Source organism: Sorangiineae bacterium MSr12523 (genome assembly GCA_037157775.1).
GTDB classification, from domain to species: domain Bacteria; phylum Myxococcota_A; class Polyangia; order Polyangiales; family Polyangiaceae; genus Pendulispora; species Pendulispora brunnea.
On sequence record CP089982.1, the window covers coordinates 9,904,212 to 9,922,519 of the forward strand.

Genomic DNA, 18,308 nt, shown 5'->3' on the forward strand with positions numbered 1-18,308 from the left:
TGGCGTGAACAACGCACTTCGACATCGCGCATACCGAAATATGGCGGCGCGGGCGAATTGACCGGGGCGGGACGTCGGCCACAATCGGCAGTATGCGTATCCTTCACAAGATGACGATGGGCATGGCCACGGCCTTTTCTCTGACGGCCTGCGTCGACGATGGCTCGGGCACCGGTGGCGGGGCCAGTGCATCGTTGGCCGACGGCCAAGTCGAGAGTGCACTGACGACGATCTCGATGTCGAGCCGCGGCGAATACCTCGTGACGTTTCGCCGGCCGGGATGGACCTTCGGGGGCAGTCTTGGCGTTCGCCCGTTCCGAATTGACACCGGTATCAAAGGCATCGATTCACTGGGCAGCTACACGGAACTCGGCTTTTCGTACGCCGAGCACGGGCTGAAGAGCGCGTCCATTCGCGCCTACGACGATGTGCCGGTGGTTCTCTTCAATGTCGAATATCGGACGGAATCTCCGAACGAAACATCGTTTCCGAGGCTCACGAAATTTCCAAATCTGCCGAATCACCTTTCGTACAATGGGAAGTTCTCGCGTCATTCGTTCACCGAGTTCGGCGCGGACAGTCCGTGGGTCTTCTTCGACGACGATGCCAATGCGTTCGTGCTCTCTGCGGCGAATCACTTCATGAATGCATCGACGCAGCTCTCGGGCGGAAGCCTCACCGCGGGCGTAGACCCTACCGTCACCACCATCCCGTCGGGATTTTCGTTTCAAACGATTCTCGTGGCGCAACCGGGCATCAATGCCGCCTACGAGACGTGGGGGCGAGCACTCACGCGCTGGTCGGGAAAGAGCCTGCCGACGAGCGACTCCGTCCCCTCGCTGGAGCGCTTGGGCTATTGGACCGACAATGGCGCGACCTATTATTACAATTACGATACCGCAAAGGGGTACGAGGGCACGCTCCTCTCCGTAAGGGACCATTTCGAACAGCAGGGCATTCCACTCGCCTACATGCAACTCGATAGCTGGTGGTACCCGAAAGGTCCGAATGTGGATTGGCGGGACAAATCGGGCGGCTTCTACGAGTACGTGGCCGACAAAACGCTGTTCCCCAATGATTTAGGGCCGTTTCGGGCTGCGTTGGGGGTGCCGTTCATCACGCACTCGCGCTGGATCGATCCGGCGAGTCCGTATCGCCAGCAATACAGCATGTCCAACAACGTTTCGACGGACCCCGCATTCTGGAAAGCGATGGCGGAATATTTGTCCGCGCGCGGGGTCGACGTTTACGAGCAGGATTGGCTCAATATCCAGGCACTGCCACGAACGGACAATTTGCACGACCAGGACGCCTTCATGGACAACATGGCGCACGCCATGGCTGCCAAGGGCATCACGATGCAGTACTGTTTGCAGCTCCCGCGGCACGTTTTGCAGGGCACGAAATACGACAATCTGGTCACATCGCGCGTGAGCGGGGACCGATTCAGCCGTGAGAAATGGGCCGATGCGCTGTACGGCTTCCGCCTCGTGAGCGCGCTCGGCATATGGCCATGGACGGACGTGTTCATGAGCAGCGAGGAGAACAATCTGATGATGGCCACCCTCTCGGCGGGCATGCTCGGCGTCGGCGATGCCATCGGCACCGCCGACGTGGCCAACCTCCGCCGAGCCATTCGCAGCGACGGTGTCATCGTGAAGCCGGACGCGCCGCTGGTTCCACTGGATTCGACCTTCGTCAACAGCGCGAAACGCTCCGACGCGCCCTCGGTGGCTGCAACCTACACCGATTTTGGAGGCGCCCCCGCGATGCGGGCGTCGTACGTGTGGGCCTACACGCAGGTGGGCGGGAATCGGCCGCTCACCCTCACGCCCGCCGCCCTGGGCCACACCGGAAGCGTCTTCGTCTACAACTGGTTCCGCGGAAAGGGCCAAGTGCAGGACGCAAGCGCCGCGTTCACCGAGGACCTCAGCTTCAGCGGCGACGGCCCGCGCAGTTATTACATCGTGGTGCCGGTGGGCCCGTCGGGCATCGCGCTGGTGGGCGACGCCGGCAAGTACGTGTCGCTCGGGAAGAAGCGGGTCACACGCGTCTCCGACGATGGGGTGCTCGCCGTGGATCTCGTGTTCGCCCCGGGCGAAGGCCCCGTGACCTTGCGCGGCTACGCCCCCGCGCCACCAACGGCAGTGGCCTCGGTTGGAGCCGTAGGCCCCGTCACATGGGACGCGGCGAGCAAGTCGTTCAGCGTGACCGTCTCACAAGCGGATGGAACCGCGAGCCTGGCACTACGGCAAAGATAGCATGGAGCGCCGGCATCCTGCCGGCGGTTAGCCGGCTTCCAGCCGGCGCCGCGATCGCCGAGCCACCTGGAAGGTGGCGGACCGCCGGCAAGATGCCGGCGCTCCATAGAGCTGCCGGCGCACCAGTTAGAGCCCCCAAATACGAAAAAGGCGCGAACCCAGTGGGTCCGCGCCTTTTCGCGTTTAGCTGAAGCTTACAGCTATTCCTCGTTCACGGCGGACAGCGGCTCCGCCACGGGGCGCGGCGGGGCGGCGGGCGGAGCGCGGTGCTCGGCCTCGCCCTCCACGATGACGTGGAGCTGCTTGTACGCGGGGAGGCCCGTACCGGCCGGGATCAGGCGGCCCATGATGACGTTCTCCTTGAGACCGCGCAGATGGTCGGTCTTGCCGGAGATGGCCGCCTCGGTGAGCACCTTGGTCGTCTCTTGGAAGGAGCTCGCGCTGATGAACGACTCCGTCGAAAGCGACGCCTTGGTGATGCCGAGGAGCAGCGGCTCGGCGATGGCGGGACGACCGCCACGCTCGATGACCCGCTGATTCTCGCGCTCGAAGATGTGCTTCTCGATCTGCTCGTCGATGAGGAAGTTCGTATCGCCCACATCCTTGATACGGACGCGGCGCATCATCTGACGAACGATGACCTCGATGTGCTTGTCGTTGATGGCAACGCCCTGCAGGCGGTAAACCTGCTGGATCTCGTTGACCAGGTACGCCGCCAGCTCCTTCTCGCCTTTGACGCGAAGGATGTCGTGCGGGTTCGCCGGGCCATCCATCAGAGGCTCGCCCGCGCGAACGCGGTCGCCCGGCTGAACCTGGATGTGCTTGCCCTTCGCGATGAGGTACTCGCGCGATTGATCCGTCTGCGGTGCGCCGTTCTGATCGAACGGCGTGATGAGGACCTTGCGCTTGCCCTTGGTGTCCTTGCCGAACGACACCTCGCCGTCGACTTCCGCGATGATCGCGTGGTCCTTCGGCTTACGCGCCTCGAAGAGCTCGGCCACGCGGGGGAGACCACCCGTGATGTCCTGCGTCTTCGTGGTTTCGCGCGGGATCTTCGCGAGAACTTCGCCCGCGTCGATGATGTCGCCGTCCTGGACGACGATGTTCGCGCCGACCGGGAGCAGGTAACGCGCTTCGAGCGTGCTGTTCGGCAGCTTGAGCGTCTCACCCGTCTTCGGGTCCTTGATGGTAACGCGCGGACGGAGATCCGCTGCGCGCGACTCGATGATGACCTTACGCGAGAGGCCGGTGACCTCGTCGAGCTTCTCCACCATCGTGACGCCTTCGACGATGTCGCCGAACTTCACCACGCCGGAGCGCTCGGTGAGGATCGGCATGGCGAACGCGTCCCACTCGGCGAGCAGCTGACCCGCCTTGACCTTGTCGCCCTCGTTGACCTTGAGGACGGCGCCGTACACCAAGCGATGGTGCTCGCGCTCGCGGCCCGTGTCGTCGACGACCACGATTTCGCCGTGGCGGTTCATGACCGTCACCACGCCATCGTGCTTCTTCGCCAGGTTCGCGTTGCGGATGCGCGCGAAGCCTTCGCTGCGCGCCTCGACCGAGCTCTGCTCGATCTTGCCGCGGGCGGCCGCACCACCGATGTGGAACGTGCGCATCGTGAGCTGCGTACCGGGCTCGCCGATCGACTGCGACGCGATGATACCCACCGCCTCGCCGATGTTGACCTTGTAGCCGCGGGCGAGGTCACGCCCGTAGCACTTGGCGCACACGCCGCGCTTGCTCTGGCAGGTGAGCACCGAGCGGATGACCACTTCCTCGATGCCCGCTTCCTCGATGGAGACCACGGTGGGCTCGTCGAGCTCCGTGTTCTGCGGAACGAGGACCTCGCCGGTGAGCGGGTCGACGATGTCTTCCAGGGCCACGCGACCGAGGATGCGGTCGCCCAGCGGCTGAATGACCTCGCCCGCGTCCTCGAGCTTCGTCACGCGGATACCATCCAGCGTGCCGCAGTCGAAGTCCGCGATGATCGCGTCCTGCGCAACGTCGACGAGACGGCGCGTGAGGTAACCCGAGTTGGCCGTCTTGAGCGCCGTGTCCGCGAGACCCTTACGCGCACCGTGCGTCGAGACGAAGTACTGGAGCACGCTGAGTCCTTCGCGGAAGTTCGCCGTGATCGGCGTCTCGATGATCTCGCCCGAGGGCTTGGCCATGAGACCGCGCATGGCGGCGAGCTGGCGAATCTGCTGGGTCGAACCGCGGGCACCCGAGTCGGCCATGATGTAAATCGGGTTGAAGCTCGGCTCGATGCTCTCCTTCCCCGTCTCGGGGTCGGTGACCTTCTCTTTGCCGATCTCCTGCATCATGACTTGGGTGACCTTGTCGGCCACGCCCGCCCAGATGTCGACGATCTTGTTGTAGCGCTCACCGTCGGTGATCAGACCCTCTTGGTACTGATCGATGACGCGCTGCACTTCGTCCTGCGCCTCGCCGAGGAGCACTTGCTTGGCGGCGGGGATGGTCATGTGATCCATGCAGATCGACACGCCGGCGCGGGTCGCGTGCTCGAAGCCGAGCGAACGCAGACGGTCGGCCAGAAGAACCGTCGCCTTGTTGCGGTGCTTGCGGTAGCACGCGTCGATGAGGGCCGAGAGGGCCTTCTTGTCGAGCGTCTTGTTGACCAGGTCGAAGCTCAGACCCTCGGGGAGGATCTCCGAGATGAGGCAGCGGCCGACCGTGGTGTTCACCACGCGGCGCTGGTTGGTCTCGGGGTCGATCACGCGGACGCGGATGCCCGTGTGGATGGTGACCTCGTCGTTGTCGTACGCCATGCGCACTTCTTCCGGCGACGAGTACACGCCTCGCAGCCAGCCTTCGAAGTGCTCTTCCTTCTTGTCGAGCTTGAGGCCACCCTCACGGTAGCTGCCCTTGGCGAACTTCTTCTCGCGGGTCGCGTAGTACAGCCCGAGCACGATGTCCTGCGTCGGGTTGATGATCGGCTTGCCGTTGGCGGGCGACAGAATGTTGTTCGTGCTCATCATGAGCACGCGCGCTTCCATCTGCGCTTCGACCGAGAGCGGCACGTGGACGGCCATCTGGTCGCCGTCGAAGTCGGCGTTGAACGCCGCGCACACCAGCGGGTGAAGCTGGATGGCCTTGCCCTCGATGAGGACCGGCTCGAAGGCCTGGATGCCGAGGCGGTGCAAGGTCGGAGCGCGGTTCAGGAGAACCGGGTGCTCGCTGATGACCTCTTCCAGGATGTCCCAAACCTCGGGACGCTCCTTCTCGACCATCTTCTTGGCGCTCTTGATGGTGTTGACGTACCCGCGCTCTTCCAGCTTGTTGTAGATGAACGGCTTGAAGAGCTCGAGGGCCATCTTGTTCGGCAGACCGCACTGGTGCAGCTTCAGTTGCGGACCGACGACGATGACCGAACGACCCGAGTAGTCGACGCGCTTGCCGAGCAGGTTCTGACGGAAGCGGCCCTGCTTGCCCTTGAGCATGTCGCTGAGGGACTTGAGGGGGCGCTTGTTCGGACCCGTGATGGTCTTGCCGCGACGGCCGTTGTCGAAGAGCGCGTCCACCGCTTCTTGCAGCATGCGCCGCTCGTTGCGGATGATGATCTCCGGGGCGTTGAGCTCCAGGAGGCGCTTCAGACGGTTGTTGCGGTTGATGACGCGGCGGTAAAGGTCGTTCAAGTCGCTGGTCGCGAAACGGCCGCCGTCGAGGGGAACGAGCGGACGCAGATCCGGCGGAAGAACCGGGATCACCGTCAGCATCATCCACTCCGGACGGTTGCCGCTCTCGCGGAACGCCTCGCACACCTTCAGGCGCTTCACGATCTTCTTGCGCTTCGCCTCGCTCGTCGCCGCGCGCATCTCCTGGCGCAGCTCCTCGGAGAGCTTGTGCACGTCGACCTGCTTGAGCATCTCGAGCACGGCCTCGCCGCCCATGCCGGCCGCGAACTTGTCGTCGCCGTACTCCTCGAGCAGCTGGAGGTATCGCTCTTCGCTCAGAAGGTCGCCGCGCGCCAGGCCGGTCTCCTTCGGATCGATGACGATGTACGCCTCGCAGTAGAGGACCTTCTCGAGATCCTTCAGCGTGATGTCGAGCATGTTGCCGATACGGCTCGGCAAGCTCTTCAAGAACCAGATGTGCGCAACCGGCGTGGCCAGGTTGATGTGACCAAGCCGCTCACGGCGCACCTTGCTCTGAATGACCTCGACACCGCACTTCTCGCAGACGATGCCACGGTGCTTCATGCGCTTGTACTTGCCGCAGTTGCACTCGTAGTCCTTCACCGGTCCAAAGATCTTCGCGCAGAAGAGACCATCTCGTTCCGGCTTGAACGTGCGGTAGTTGATCGTCTCCGGCTTCTTGACCTCGCCGTGCGACCACTCACGAATCTTCTCGGGCGACGCGAGCGAAATACGAATCGCGCTGAACGAAAGCGGATCCTTGGGCTTCTCGAAGAAGCTGAAAATGTCGCGCATCGGGTTCCTGTCCTTTTCTAAAACCTGCTGATTCGCCTGAAAACTTTTGGGGCCTGAAGCGGGCAAACCGCCAAGGACGCCAAGGACGCCAAGATTTCTAGTTTTTCTTGGCGATCTTGGCGTCTTGGCGGTTCATCTCACTCCTCCGCCGCGTGGTCGCTCGTGCGGCCGAGTGCACCCGGCTCCACGAGTTCGACGTTGAGGCACAATGCCTGGAGCTCCTTGATGAGAACGTTGAAGCTCTCCGGGAGACCCGGCTCGAGGGTGTGCTCGCCTTTGACGATCGCTTCGTACATGCGCGTACGGCCCATGACGTCGTCGCTCTTGACCGTGAGGAACTCCTGGAGCGCGTACGCCGTGCCGTACGCTTCCATGGCCCACACTTCCATCTCTCCGAGACGCTGACCACCGAACTGCGCCTTGCCGCCCAGCGGCTGCTGGGTAACGAGCGAGTACGGTCCGATCGAACGCGCGTGGATCTTGTCGTCGACCAAGTGGTGCAGCTTGAGCATGTACATCACGCCCACGGTCACCTCCTGATCGAACGCCTCGCCCGTGCGGCCGTCGAAGAGCACCGCTTGGCCGCTCTCCGGCAGACCCGCGAGGGCCAACGCGTCCTTGATGCCGCGCTCCGGAGCGCCGTCGAACACGGGGCTCGCGTAGTGCACACCACCGCGGAGCTTCTGCGCGACCTTCTTCATCTCGTCGTCGGACAACTTGCTCAGCCACTTGTGCAGCTGGGAGTCGCCTTCGAAGATCCGAAGAATGTGCTCGCGAATGGCTTGCGGGCTGAACTTCGTCTCCAGCATGTACTGGAACTGCCAGCCGAGGACCCGCGCGCCCCACCCGAGGTGGGTTTCGAGGATCTGGCCGACGTTCATACGCGAGGGAACGCCGAGCGGGTTGAGCACGATGTCGACGGGGCGGCCGTCCTGCAGGTACGGCATGTCCTCTTCCGCCATGATGCGGGAGATGACGCCCTTGTTGCCGTGGCGACCGGCCATCTTGTCGCCGACCTGCAGCTTGCGCTTGATGGCGATGTAGACCTTCACCATCTTGATGACGCCCGGCGGGAGCTCATCGCCCTTCGACAGACGGTCGATCTTGTCGCGGAAGTGCTCTTCGCGGACCTGGATGATCTCCTCCAGCTGGCGAAGCTTCTCCGCGAGCTCCTCGGCGCCTTCCACCGGCAGCTCGCCCCAGTACTTCTGCGGGATCTCGGACAGCGCAGCCTCGTCGAGCACGGCGCCCTTCTGGAGAAGGACCTTGCCCTTGTCGTCGACCAGCTTGCCGTTCGTCGTCTGACCGACGAGCTGGCGCTTGATCTGACGGAAGAACGAATCGCGCAGGATCTTGATTTCCTCGTCGCGCGAGCGCTCGAGGCGCTGACGCTCGTGGTCTTCGATGTCCTTCGCGCGCTCGTCCTTCTCGGTGCCTTTGCGCGAGAAGATGCGGGCGTTGATGACGATGCCCCCCACGCCCGGGGGGACGCGCAGCGAGCTGTCGCGAACGTCGCCGGCCTTCTCACCGAAGATGGCGCGGAGCAGCTTCTCTTCGGGAGAGAGCTGCGTCTCGCCCTTCGGCGTGATCTTGCCGACGAGGATGTCGCCCGGCTTCACCTCGGCGCCGATGCGCACGATGCCCGACTCGTCGAGGTCCTTGAGGGCTTCCTCGCCGACGTTCGGAATGTCGCGCGTGACCTCTTCCTTGCCGAGCTTCGTGTCGCGGGCGACGCACTCGAACTCCTCGATGTGGATCGAGGTGAACACGTCGTCCTTGGCGATGCGCTCCGACACGAGGATCGAGTCCTCGAAGTTGTAGCCCTGCCACGGCATGAACGCGACGAGCACGTTCTGGCCGAGCGCGAGCTCGCCCATGTCACAGGAGGGGCCGTCCGCGAGAACGTCGCCCACCTTCACGCGCTCACCGGCTCGGACGATCGGCTTCTGGTTGAAGCAGGTCGACTGGTTCGAGCGCTGGAACTTGTTGAGGTGGTAGATGTCCGGGATTTCCGCCTTGTCACCTTCGGCGCGGACGACGATGCGCTGCGCGTCGACGCTCTCGATGATGCCTTCGCGCTTGGCAACGACGCAGACGCCCGAGTCACGGGCCAGCTTGCCCTCCATGCCCGTGCCGACGTACGGCGCGTGCGAGCGGATGAGCGGCACGGCCTGACGCTGCATGTTGGCGCCCATGAGCGCGCGGTTTGCGTCGTCGTGCTCGAGGAACGGCACCAGCGCCGCGGCGACCGACACCATCTGGTTCGGCGCCACGTCGATGAGCTGCACCATGTCCGGGGTGGCCAGGTGGAAGTCACCGTTGAGACGAGCCGAGACGAGCGACTCCTTGAAGCGCCCCTTCTCGTCGACCTCGGCCGAGGCCTGGGCGATGTACTTGCCCTCTTCCTCGAGCGCCGAGTACCAGCCCAACTCGTCCGTCACGCGGCCGTCGGCCACCTTGCGGTACGGGGTCTCGACGAAGCCGAAGTCGTTCACGCGGGCGAACGTCGACAGCGACGCGATGAGGCCGATGTTCGGACCTTCCGGCGTTTCAATCGGGCAGATACGGCCATAGTGCGTGATGTGAACGTCGCGCACCTCGAAGCCCGCGCGCTCGCGGGTCAGACCGCCCGGGCCGAGTGCGGAGAGACGACGCTTGTGCGTGACCTCGCTCAGCGGGTTCGTCTGGTCCATGAACTGCGACAGCTGCGAGGAGCCGAAGTACTCCTTCACGACCGCGCTGACCGGCTTGGCGTTGATCAGGTCGTGCGGCATGAGCGTGTCGATCTCTTGCGACATCGACATGCGCTCCTTGATGGCGCGCTCCATGCGGACCAGACCGATGCGGTACTGGTTCTCCATGAGCTCACCGACCGCGCGCACGCGGCGGTTGCCGAGGTGGTCGATGTCGTCGACGGAGCCGCGGCCATTCTTCAACTCGATGAGGTGGCGAACCGTCTCGAGGATGTCCTGGGCCGTGAGCACCTGCGTATCGAGCGCGGGGCGCTGATCCTCGGGCAGGTCGCGGTAGAACTTGTAGTTCAACTTGAGGCGGCCGACCTTGGAGAGGTCGTAGCGCTCCGGGTTGAAGAACAGGTTGTTGAAGAGCGTCTTCGCCGTCTCGAGCGTGGGCGGATCACCCGGGCGCAGGCGGCGGTAGATCTCCATGATCGCGTCTTCCGTCGTCTTCACCTTCTCGGCGAGCAACGTGTCGCGGAGGTACGAGCCGACGTTCAGACCGTCGATGAAGAGCACGCGGAACTGCTCGACACCCGCCTCGCGGAGCTTCTCGACCTTGCCCTCGGTGACCTCTTCGTTCACCTCGATGAGGACTTCGCCGGTCTCCTTGTCGACGATGTCGTGCGCCGCCACCTTGCCGACGATCTCTTCGACGTCGACCTGCAGGCGGTCCACCTTGGCGTCGCGCAGCTTGCGGATGGCGGCCTTGGTGTACTTGGTGTTCTTCTTGACGATGACGTCGTTGCCGACCTTGATGTCGCGCGTGGCGCGCTGGCCGCTCAACAGCTCGTATTCGACGCTCTTGGAGATCTTGCCGCCCTTCTCCAGGTACACCGTCTCGGTGTTGTAGAAGTAGTTGAGCAGATCCTGCGTCGAGTAGCCGAGGGCGCGCAGAAGCACCGTCGCGTGCATCTTCCGGCGGCGGTCGATGCGCACGAAAATGATGTCCTTCGGGTCGAACTCGAAATCGAGCCACGAACCGCGGTACGGAATGACGCGCGCGGAATAGAGCAGCTTGCCGCTGGAGTGGGTCTTTCCCTTATCGTGGTCGAAAAAGACGCCGGGGCTACGGTGGAGCTGGCTAACGACGACGCGCTCGGACCCGTTGATGATGAAGGTACCGGTGTCCGTCATCAGCGGAATCTCGCCGAAGTAAACCTCCTGCTCCTTGATGTCGCGCACGATGCGGTCGCCGCCGTCGCGCGTGTCGTAGATCATGAGCTGGGTGGTCACCTTGATCGGCGCCGCGTAGGTCATGCCGCGTTGTCGGCACTCCTCGACGTCGTACTTCGGCTTCTCCAGGTTGTAGCTGACGAAGACGAGCTCGCTCGTCCCGTTGAAGTCTTTGATGGGGAAGACAGAGCGGAAAACCGCTTGGAGGCCCACCTCGATCCGGTCCGGCTGCGGCACCGTCGCCTGCAGGAACTTGTCGTAGGACGACTTCTGGATGTCGATGAGGTTGGGCACCTCGATGAAGCGCGGGACGCGCCCGAGGTCTTTACGGATGCGGAAGTTGGATTGGATAGCGTTCGCCATCGCTGCTCCTTGCCGGGTGACTACCTGGAGGCCACTAAGATAAGCGTCGTCAAAAAGCCGAAACGCCGAGAGGGACGAATGCGACGAGATCTCTCCCGTCGCACCGTCCCGAAGTCGGCACTACAGATGAAAAGCGTGTAAAATCAATTACTTGAGCTCGACCTTGGCGCCAGCCTCTTCGAGCTTCTTCTTGAAATCCTCGGCCTCGGCCTTGGACACGCCTTCCTTTAGGGGCTTGGGGGCGGCTTCGACCAGGTCCTTGGCTTCCTTGAGGCCGAGTCCGGTGATCTCGCGCACGACCTTGATCACGTTGATCTTGCTCGCGCCCGCTTCCTTCAGCTCGACGGTGAACTCCGTCTTCTCCTCAGCCGGAGCAGCCGCGGCGGTAGCCGGGCCAGCGACGCCGGCGACGACTGCCGGAGCTGCCTTGACGCCCCACTTCTCTTCGAGGGTCTTGATCAGCTCAGCGATCTGGATGACGGGCAGGTTCGAGAGGTAGTCAACAACCTGCTCTTTGGTGAGATCGGCCATTTTTCAATTCTCCGTATTCGATATTAAAACTTTGAAATCTTTTGAAAACTTGAGGGCCCCGCGCCCAATCATTCGCCCTTTGCCTGGCGCTCTTTGGCCGAAAGCAGGTAGGCGAAGTTCTGTGCAGGAGCATTGAGCAGTGCAACGAATTGCTGCAGCGGCGCTTGGAGCGTCGCGAGCAGCTTGGCGCGCAGCTCGTCTTTGCCAGGCATCGTCGCGAGTTCGTTCTCGACCGCCGCAGCGTCGATCACGGAACCCTCGATGAGGCCCGCCTTGATCTGGAGTTTCTCCCCGACCGGGCCGTCCTTGCGGAAAGCCTTCACCACCTTGGCGGCGGCGCCGGGTTCTTCGTAGCTCCACGCGATACCGGTCATCCCAACGAGGACGGACTTCAGCTTGTCGCTGTAGGCTTGATCCTTCAGCGCTTGCTTGACCAGCGTGTTCTTGACGACCTTGTACTCGACGCCCGCCTTGCGGAATTCCGCACGGAGCTTCGTTACGTTTTCGACCGTCATCCCCTTGTAGTCGAGGAAAACGGCGGCCGTCATCCTGTCGAAACGAGCGCGGACTTCTGCGATTTCCGCGTTCTTTTCGGCAATCTGGCTCTTCACGGTCGCACCAGCTTCCGTAGCCATGATCACGCCTCCTCCGTCCGGCCGATGTACTGAGCCGGGTCGATCTTGATTCCGGGGCCCATGGTCGAAGAGACCGAGATGCTCCGAAGGTACGTCCCCTTGGCGGTCGACGGCTTCTGCCGCACGAGCGCATTGATGAGGGCTGCCGCGTTCTCGGCCAGGGCGCCTTCCTCGAAGGAAACCTTGCCGATGCGGGCGTGGACGATGCCAGCCTTCTCGACGCGGTATTCGATCTTGCCGCCTTTGGCTTCGCGAACGGCGTTGCCCACATCGAAGGTGACGGTGCCGACCTTGGGGTTCGGCATGAGTCCCCGCGGGCCGAGGATACGACCGAGCTTACCGACGGCGCCCATCATGTCGGGCGTCGCGATCACGCGATCGAAGTCCATGAACCCTTCGGAAACCTTCGCCACCATGTCGTCGCTACCGACGAAATCGGCGCCGGCCTCTTTGGCCTCGCGCTCTTTTTCGCCCTTCGCGAAGACGAGCACCCGGACAGCCTGTCCGGTGCCGTGGGGAAGAACGATCGCTCCGCGCACCATCTGGTCGGCGTGCTTTGGATTCACGCCAAGCCTGACGGCGAGATCGACCGTCTCGTCGAACTTGGCGTACTTGGCCTGCTTGACCAACGCACACGCCTCATTCGTCGTGTATTTGCGCGACCGGTCGACTACCGACTCGGCCTTTGCGCGGTTCTTGGGTACCTTGGGCATTTTCCTCCTTTGCGGTCCTTCTGACCTCCCACCGTTGGCCGCGAGCATCGCGGCGCGGTGGTTGATTCAAGTCTCGTAAACTTTCCCGTTCCCGTTCCCGTCCACGTTCCCGAGCTTTTCCCTCCCGAAGAGATCGGGAACGGGAACGTGTACGTGTACGGGATCAGACCACGTCAATCCCCATGGACCTTGCCGTGCCCATGATGGTGAGCTCGGCCGCTTCGAGGCTCGTGCAGTTCATGTCGCCGATCTTCTGCTGGGCGAGCTCTTTGACCTGCGCGCGGGTCACTTTGCCGACCTTGTTCTTGTTCGGCTCCTTGGAACCGCTGCCCGGCTTCTTGCCCGTGGGCAGACCGGCGGCCTTCTTGAGGAGGACGCTGGCGGGCGGGGTGCGGAGGATGAACGAGAACGAGCGGTCGGAGTAGACCGTGATCACCACGGGGATGATCATGTCGCCGCCGGCCGTCTTGGCGTTGAACTCCTTGCAGAACTGCATGATGTTCACGCCGTGCGAGCCGAGCGCCGGGCCCACCGGGGGGGCCGGGTTGGCCTTGCCCGCGGGGAGCTGCAATTTGATTTGTCCAGTGACCTTCTTCGCCATGGGATGACTCTTCGTTTGCTCCTACGGGTGTTCTCGGGTTTCGGATCCTTTTAGAGAGGACCTGAAGCGAAAGTCCGTAGTGCGCATGGGAGCCGTGGGGAAACGGCCCCAGGTTGATGGGAAAACTAGGGGTTACTTAGACGCGCTTTTCGACTTGGCTGAAATCGAGCTCAACCGGGGTGGCGCGACCAAAAATGGAGACCTTGACCTTCAGCTTCTGCTTGTCGGGTTTGACCTCTTCGACGGTGCCGCTGAAGTTGGCAAATGCTCCGTCGATGACGCGAATCTCGTCGCCCGCCTCGAAGGAGACGCGCGGCTTGGGTTTGACGGCGCCCTCCACGATGATCTTGCGAAGGTCGTCGATTTGCGGAGGCTTGACCTCTTGCGGGCGCTGGTTGCCGATGAAGCCGGTGACTTTGGGGGTGTCCTTGACGAGGTGCCAGGCTTCCTCGCTCATCTCCATTTCCACGAAGATGTAGCCCGGGAAGCTGTTCTTCTGACGAACGCGGGCTTTGCCGCCGGCGCGCTGCTCTTGCACCGTCTCGGTCGGGATCAGGATCTCGCCGAACTGAGCTTCTTTCCCGTGCTCCTTGATGCGCTGAAGCAGGGCCTCGCGGACCTTGTTCTCGTAGCCGGAGTAAGTCTGGATGACGTACCACTTCTTGGACATGGCTGATGCTTTCGCAATGCTTGAGGCCTCTTCAGGCGCCCCTTTGGCGACGGTCTGCTGACGCACCATCGCGTTACGATCCGTAGACGAGGTTGGTGACGAAGCCCCAGAAGCGATCCATCAGCGCGAAAAAGATGGTGGCAAGTGCGGTGGTCACCAGAACGACCGCTGTCGAGTTCGTTACCTCCTGCTTGCTCGGCCAAGTGACTTTCGAGAGCTCATCCGCAACTTCCTCGGCGAGCTCCCGTGCGCGCGTCCTCTTCCAATAGTAGATGGCGGTCGCCAACCCGACGGCGCCAGCCAGCGGCATCACAAGCTCGTCATGCGGCTCGCCGATCTGCGGCTTGTACTGCGAGAGCCGAAGCCAACCGACGGTGAGCACCTTGGAGACAATGAACGCAATGAGGATCGCACCGCCGAAATAGGCAGCGAAGACGAACCGGGTCGTGCCAAATTGCGCAGGCGCGACGGCTTCGTCTCCCTCGTCTTCTTCTTCGTCTTCGTCCGCCTCTCCAGCTGCGGCCAACGCATCGGCTTTGCCGTTAGCGGGCTCGTCGGCAGCTTTGCGGACACCAATGCCGATCGGGCGCGCAAGACCTGACTCTGCGCCTTCAGCCCCGCCCTCGTTTGAGGATGGGAAGGTCGAGGCTCCTTCGGATTCCGAGCTTTCTTGCCCTTCCTCCGGCGAATCGCCTTCCTTTTCCTTGTACTTTTGCGTGATCGACATGGTGGTTTCAAAGAGCCACCTCCCCGTTGGTCGGGGGAGGTTCGGGAGGCAGGACGATGCGCCCTGCGGGGACCGTGCCATAGCACGGGTGGCGGAAGACGCCAGCTTTCTCAGCAACGGGTGTGCTGAAACCTAGCAATACCTGGCAAGCGGTGCGGTTTCGGCAGGGGCTGGGGGACTCGAACCCACGACCTGCGGATTTGGAATCCGCTGCTCTACCAACTGAGCTAAACCCCTAAATGGTCGCGTTTGTTTCGGCTCTTTCGGACTACTTGGTCTCCTTGTGAACCGTATGGCGTTTGCAGGAGGGGCAGAACTTTTTCAGCTCGAGCTGCCCCTTCTGCGTCACCTTACGATTCGTCCGGTAATTCCGGGACGAACACTCGGTGCAAACGAGCGTCATCGTGACGCGTGCACCCATCCGAAGATTCCCTTACTCGAGCACCTTGGTGACGATGCCGGCGCCGACCGTGCGGCCGCCTTCGCGGATCGCGAAGCGCATCTGCTCTTCGAGGCCGACCGGCGTGATCAGCGTGATCGTCATCGTGATGTTGTCGCCCGGCATGACCATCTTCGTGCCTTCCGGTAGCTCGCACGTCCCCGTCACGTCCGTCGTGCGCATGTAGAACTGCGGACGGTAGTTCGTGAAGAACGGCGTGTGGCGACCGCCCTCTTCCTTCTTGAGGACGTACACCTCGCCGATGAACTTCTTGTGCGGCGTGACCGAACCCGGCTTGCAGAGAATCTGGCCGCGCTCGATCTCGTCGCGCTCGATGCCGCGCAGGAGCAGGCCGACGTTGTCGCCCGCTTGACCTTGGTCGAGCAGCTTGCGGAACATTTCGACGCCGGTGACGGTGACCTTGCGCGAATCGGTGAAGCCGACGATTTCGACGTCCTCGCCGACCTTGATCACACCACGCTCGATACGACCCGTCGCGACGGTGCCGCGGCCCTTGATCGAGAACACGTCCTCGACCGCGAGCAAGAACGGCTTGTCGACGTCACGCTGCGGCTCCGGGATCGCCTCGTCGAGGGCGGAGATCAGCTTGCCGATGGACTCTTCCCACTTCGGCTCGCCGTTGAGCGCCGGGAACGACGCCACCTGCACGACCTTCGCGTTGTCGCCGTCGAACTTGTTCTTCGACAGGAGCTCGCGGACTTCCATCTCGACCAGGTCGAGCATCTCCGCGTCGTCCACCGCGTCACACTTGTTGAGCGCCACGACGATGTGGTTCAAACCGACCTGGCGGGCCAGCAGGACGTGCTCACGCGTCTGCGGCATGACCGAGTCGAGCGCGCTCACCACGAGGATGGCGCCGTCCATCTGCGCCGCGCCCGTGATCATGTTCTTGATGTAGTCGGCGTGGCCGGGGCAGTCGACGTGGGCGTAGTGGCGCTTCTCGCTCTCGTACTCCACGTGCGAGGCCGCGATGGTGACCGTCTTGGTCGCGTCGCGAACGGTGCCGCCCTTGGCGATGTCGGCATAGCTGATGACCTTGGCCAGGTTCTTCTTCGACTGAACCTTCACGAGTGCTGCCGTCAAGGTCGTCTTCCCGTGGTCGATGTGGCCGATGGTGCCCACGTTCACGTGGGGCTTGCTTCGGTTGAATTTCTCTTTCGCCATGACTTTCTCCGAGAAAACGATTCGAAACGGGCAGCGCTTGAGGCGGCCAAGTGCGGTGCTGCAGGGAGTAAACGAGAGCCCACCACGGGGCTTGAACCCGTGACCTCTTCCTTACCAAGGAAGTGCTCTACCACTGAGCTAGGTGGGCTTTTTGACGGGTCTCGCAACCCATCAACCCTGGCGGTTACCAGGGTGAGGTCTCTATGTCGGGGATAGGGGAACCGATATCGAGGGCCTCAGAAGAAAAGTACAAGAAGAAACGATCGATGAAGAAACCAGTTGGAGCGGGAGACCGGGTTCGAACCGGCGACGTTCAGCTTGGAAGGCTGACGCTCTACCAACTGAGCTACTCCCGCGAAAACCCTGACCTACTGAATGCTGCGGAATCTGAAACGGACGGGAGTGGAGGGTGATGGATTCGAACCATCGAAGGCATAGCCGGCAGATTTACAGTCTGCTCCCTTTGGCCGCTCGGGCAACCCTCCAGAATTTTTGGACTTATTACGCGATTATTTTTCTCTTGAGTAGGGGGTGCTTCAAAATCCGGCTCCGAGAACTGCTTGGCCGGGCGGAGAGCTGACGAGGGGAGTTGAACCCCTAACCACCTGTTTACAAAACAGGTGCTCTACCATTGAGCTACGTCAGCACGTTTGAACGACGGGCGGCGCAGAGTAGCTCAGGAGACAAAAATCCGCAAGCAAGACGGGCGCCAGGGGACTCTTGCCAGGGTGCGCACCGGTAGCGCGTCGTAAGGTTCGTGTCAAGCGCGGAGACGAGAAGATCACAGGGAGGCGGGGAGACGGGGAGATTTTCAGGGTTCCAGTGCTGGCACTTGGCCCATTCAAACCAAAAAGACTCCCCGCCTCCCCGTCTCCCTGTGAATTCTTCTGCGGTTTCAGGGCTTGGTCGGAAAACGCTTCGCGGGTGACGGCGGCGGCGTGGCAATGCGGGGCGCCTTCGACGGCGCAGGCGTGGGGATCCGCGGCGCCCTGGAGGGCGGCGGCGTGGGGATCCGCGGCGCCTTCGAGGGGGATGGCGTGGGAATCCGCGTGGCCTTGAAGGGGGGCGGCGTGGCCAGGCGCTCGGCCTTCGTGGGAAGGGGCGTCTTGAGCAGCGGAGACTTCGTCGGCAGGGGCGTCGTCAGGCGCTCGGCCGAGGCGCGCGTGCGCGGACGCAGGCCATCGGCGAGCACCTGGATCATCAGGTTGATCTCGGCCGGGTCGTCCCACTGCACATTGGGCATCAAGATGGTCCGCGTGACGAGGTATCCACCCATGATGGAGATGACCATGCGAAGGAGCGCGGGAGCTGGCATCTGACGCAGCTCGCCCTTCGCCTGGAAGTGCTCCGCGAGTCGGATGAAGCGCGGATAGATGTCGCGCTGTCCGCGTTCGAAGAACCGATCGAAGAGCTCGGGGCGCAAAAGGACCTCTTGCACGATGAGTTTGAGCTTGGCGCGATGGATCTTCGCGAACTCGAGGCGGTTGAGGAAGAGCGCACGCAGGAAGTCTTCGAGGCGATCCCAGGGGATGGCCATCGTGTCGACCACGCTCGATAGACTTTGAGGCGCCACCAATTCGAGCACCGCGGGGCTGACGGTCTCCTCGAAGAGCCGCTCCTTGCTCTTGAACTGCGAGAAGAGCGTCTTCTCGGCAACGCCTGCGCGTTGCGCAAGGGCGGCGGTGGTGGTTGCGGCAAAGCCTCGCTCGGCAAACAGCTCGAGCGCGGCGGCCAGTATGCGCTGACGGGTCTCGTTCGTTGCAGTCACGACTCTATCTTGACAGAAGGTGGGTTGGTACGTAACTACTTGTTGTACAG

At 62.6% G+C, this 18,308-nt stretch carries 12 protein-coding genes and 5 tRNA genes; 1 reads left to right on the forward strand and 16 read right to left on the reverse strand.

All coding sequences use genetic code 11. The features are described from left to right. Positions 1 to 92: 92 nt before the first annotated feature. On the forward strand, positions 93 to 2,261 hold the full coding sequence (locus LZC95_38810; protein WXA92395.1) for a hypothetical protein: 2,169 nt from the start codon (positions 93 to 95) through the stop codon (positions 2,259 to 2,261). Positions 2,262 to 2,461: 200 nt separating this feature from the next. Here the strand turns inward: LZC95_38810 and rpoC are convergent, their stop codons facing one another. The 16 genes from rpoC to LZC95_38890 form a co-directional block, all read right to left on the reverse strand. Further along, on the reverse strand, positions 2,462 to 6,715 hold the full coding sequence (rpoC, locus tag LZC95_38815) for a DNA-directed RNA polymerase subunit beta' (protein ID WXA92396.1): 4,254 nt from the start codon (positions 6,713 to 6,715) through the stop codon (positions 2,462 to 2,464). 137 nt (positions 6,716 to 6,852) lie between these two features. Then, positions 6,853 to 10,989: a DNA-directed RNA polymerase subunit beta gene (gene rpoB / locus LZC95_38820; protein ID WXA92397.1), complete on the reverse strand. Its 4,137-nt coding sequence runs from the start codon at positions 10,987 to 10,989 to the stop codon at positions 6,853 to 6,855. Between the two features lie 147 nt (positions 10,990 to 11,136). Continuing rightward, complete coding sequence (gene rplL, locus LZC95_38825; GenBank protein WXA92398.1) at positions 11,137 to 11,520, reverse strand: 50S ribosomal protein L7/L12; 384 nt, start codon at positions 11,518 to 11,520, stop codon at positions 11,137 to 11,139. A gap of 68 nt (positions 11,521 to 11,588) precedes the next feature. Further along, positions 11,589 to 12,068: a 50S ribosomal protein L10 gene (gene rplJ / locus LZC95_38830; protein ID WXA92399.1), complete on the reverse strand. Its 480-nt coding sequence runs from the start codon at positions 12,066 to 12,068 to the stop codon at positions 11,589 to 11,591. An 89-nt stretch (positions 12,069 to 12,157) separates the two neighbouring features. Continuing rightward, positions 12,158 to 12,868, reverse strand: coding sequence for a 50S ribosomal protein L1 (gene rplA / locus LZC95_38835; protein WXA92400.1), 711 nt, complete (start codon positions 12,866 to 12,868; stop codon positions 12,158 to 12,160). A gap of 163 nt (positions 12,869 to 13,031) precedes the next feature. Continuing rightward, a complete protein-coding gene (rplK, locus tag LZC95_38840) occupies positions 13,032 to 13,469 on the reverse strand; it encodes a 50S ribosomal protein L11 (protein WXA92401.1) in 438 nt (145 codons plus the stop codon). Positions 13,470 to 13,605: 136 nt separating this feature from the next. After that, complete coding sequence (nusG, locus tag LZC95_38845) at positions 13,606 to 14,139, reverse strand: transcription termination/antitermination protein NusG (GenBank protein ID WXA92402.1); 534 nt, start codon at positions 14,137 to 14,139, stop codon at positions 13,606 to 13,608. A gap of 73 nt (positions 14,140 to 14,212) precedes the next feature. Continuing rightward, positions 14,213 to 14,983 (reverse strand): preprotein translocase subunit SecE, encoded by a 771-nt coding sequence (gene secE, locus LZC95_38850; GenBank protein WXA92403.1) that lies wholly within the window; start codon positions 14,981 to 14,983, stop codon positions 14,213 to 14,215. Positions 14,984 to 15,030: 47 nt separating this feature from the next. Then, positions 15,031 to 15,103 (reverse strand) — tRNA-Trp (locus LZC95_38855). A 31-nt stretch (positions 15,104 to 15,134) separates the two neighbouring features. Next, the gene (rpmG, locus tag LZC95_38860) at positions 15,135 to 15,287 is read right to left on the reverse strand and encodes a 50S ribosomal protein L33 (protein WXA92404.1); all 153 of its coding nucleotides are present in this window, start codon (positions 15,285 to 15,287) and stop codon (positions 15,135 to 15,137) included. Between the two features lie 12 nt (positions 15,288 to 15,299). Beyond that, positions 15,300 to 16,490 (reverse strand): elongation factor Tu, encoded by a 1,191-nt coding sequence (gene tuf, locus LZC95_38865; protein ID WXA92405.1) that lies wholly within the window; start codon positions 16,488 to 16,490, stop codon positions 15,300 to 15,302. 76 nt (positions 16,491 to 16,566) lie between these two features. Beyond that, positions 16,567 to 16,638: transfer RNA gene (locus tag LZC95_38870), tRNA-Thr, on the reverse strand. A 132-nt stretch (positions 16,639 to 16,770) separates the two neighbouring features. Then, a tRNA-Gly gene (locus LZC95_38875) sits at positions 16,771 to 16,846 on the reverse strand. A 47-nt stretch (positions 16,847 to 16,893) separates the two neighbouring features. After that, positions 16,894 to 16,975: transfer RNA gene (locus tag LZC95_38880), tRNA-Tyr, on the reverse strand. An 89-nt stretch (positions 16,976 to 17,064) separates the two neighbouring features. Further along, positions 17,065 to 17,136 (reverse strand) — tRNA-Thr (locus LZC95_38885). Between the two features lie 249 nt (positions 17,137 to 17,385). Beyond that, positions 17,386 to 18,258 (reverse strand): TetR family transcriptional regulator, encoded by an 873-nt coding sequence (locus tag LZC95_38890; protein WXA92406.1) that lies wholly within the window; start codon positions 18,256 to 18,258, stop codon positions 17,386 to 17,388. Positions 18,259 to 18,308: the final 50 nt, after the last annotated feature.

Coding starts and splice junctions, on each gene's coding strand:
- rpoB (WXA92397.1), bottom strand. CDS start 10,989: ATGGCGAACGCTATCCAATCCAACTTCCGCATCCGTAAAGACCTCGGG.
- rplJ (WXA92399.1), bottom strand. CDS start 12,068: ATGACGGCCGCCGTTTTCCTCGACTACAAGGGGATGACGGTCGAAAAC.
- rplK (WXA92401.1), bottom strand. CDS start 13,469: ATGGCGAAGAAGGTCACTGGACAAATCAAATTGCAGCTCCCCGCGGGC.
- rpmG (WXA92404.1), bottom strand. CDS start 15,287: ATGGGTGCACGCGTCACGATGACGCTCGTTTGCACCGAGTGTTCGTCC.
- rpoC (WXA92396.1), bottom strand. CDS start 6,715: ATGCGCGACATTTTCAGCTTCTTCGAGAAGCCCAAGGATCCGCTTTCG.
- nusG (WXA92402.1), bottom strand. CDS start 14,139: ATGTCCAAGAAGTGGTACGTCATCCAGACTTACTCCGGCTACGAGAAC.
- rplL (WXA92398.1), bottom strand. CDS start 11,520: ATGGCCGATCTCACCAAAGAGCAGGTTGTTGACTACCTCTCGAACCTG.
- LZC95_38810 (WXA92395.1), top strand. CDS start 93: ATGCGTATCCTTCACAAGATGACGATGGGCATGGCCACGGCCTTTTCT.
- rplA (WXA92400.1), bottom strand. CDS start 12,868: ATGCCCAAGGTACCCAAGAACCGCGCAAAGGCCGAGTCGGTAGTCGAC.
- tuf (WXA92405.1), bottom strand. CDS start 16,490: ATGGCGAAAGAGAAATTCAACCGAAGCAAGCCCCACGTGAACGTGGGC.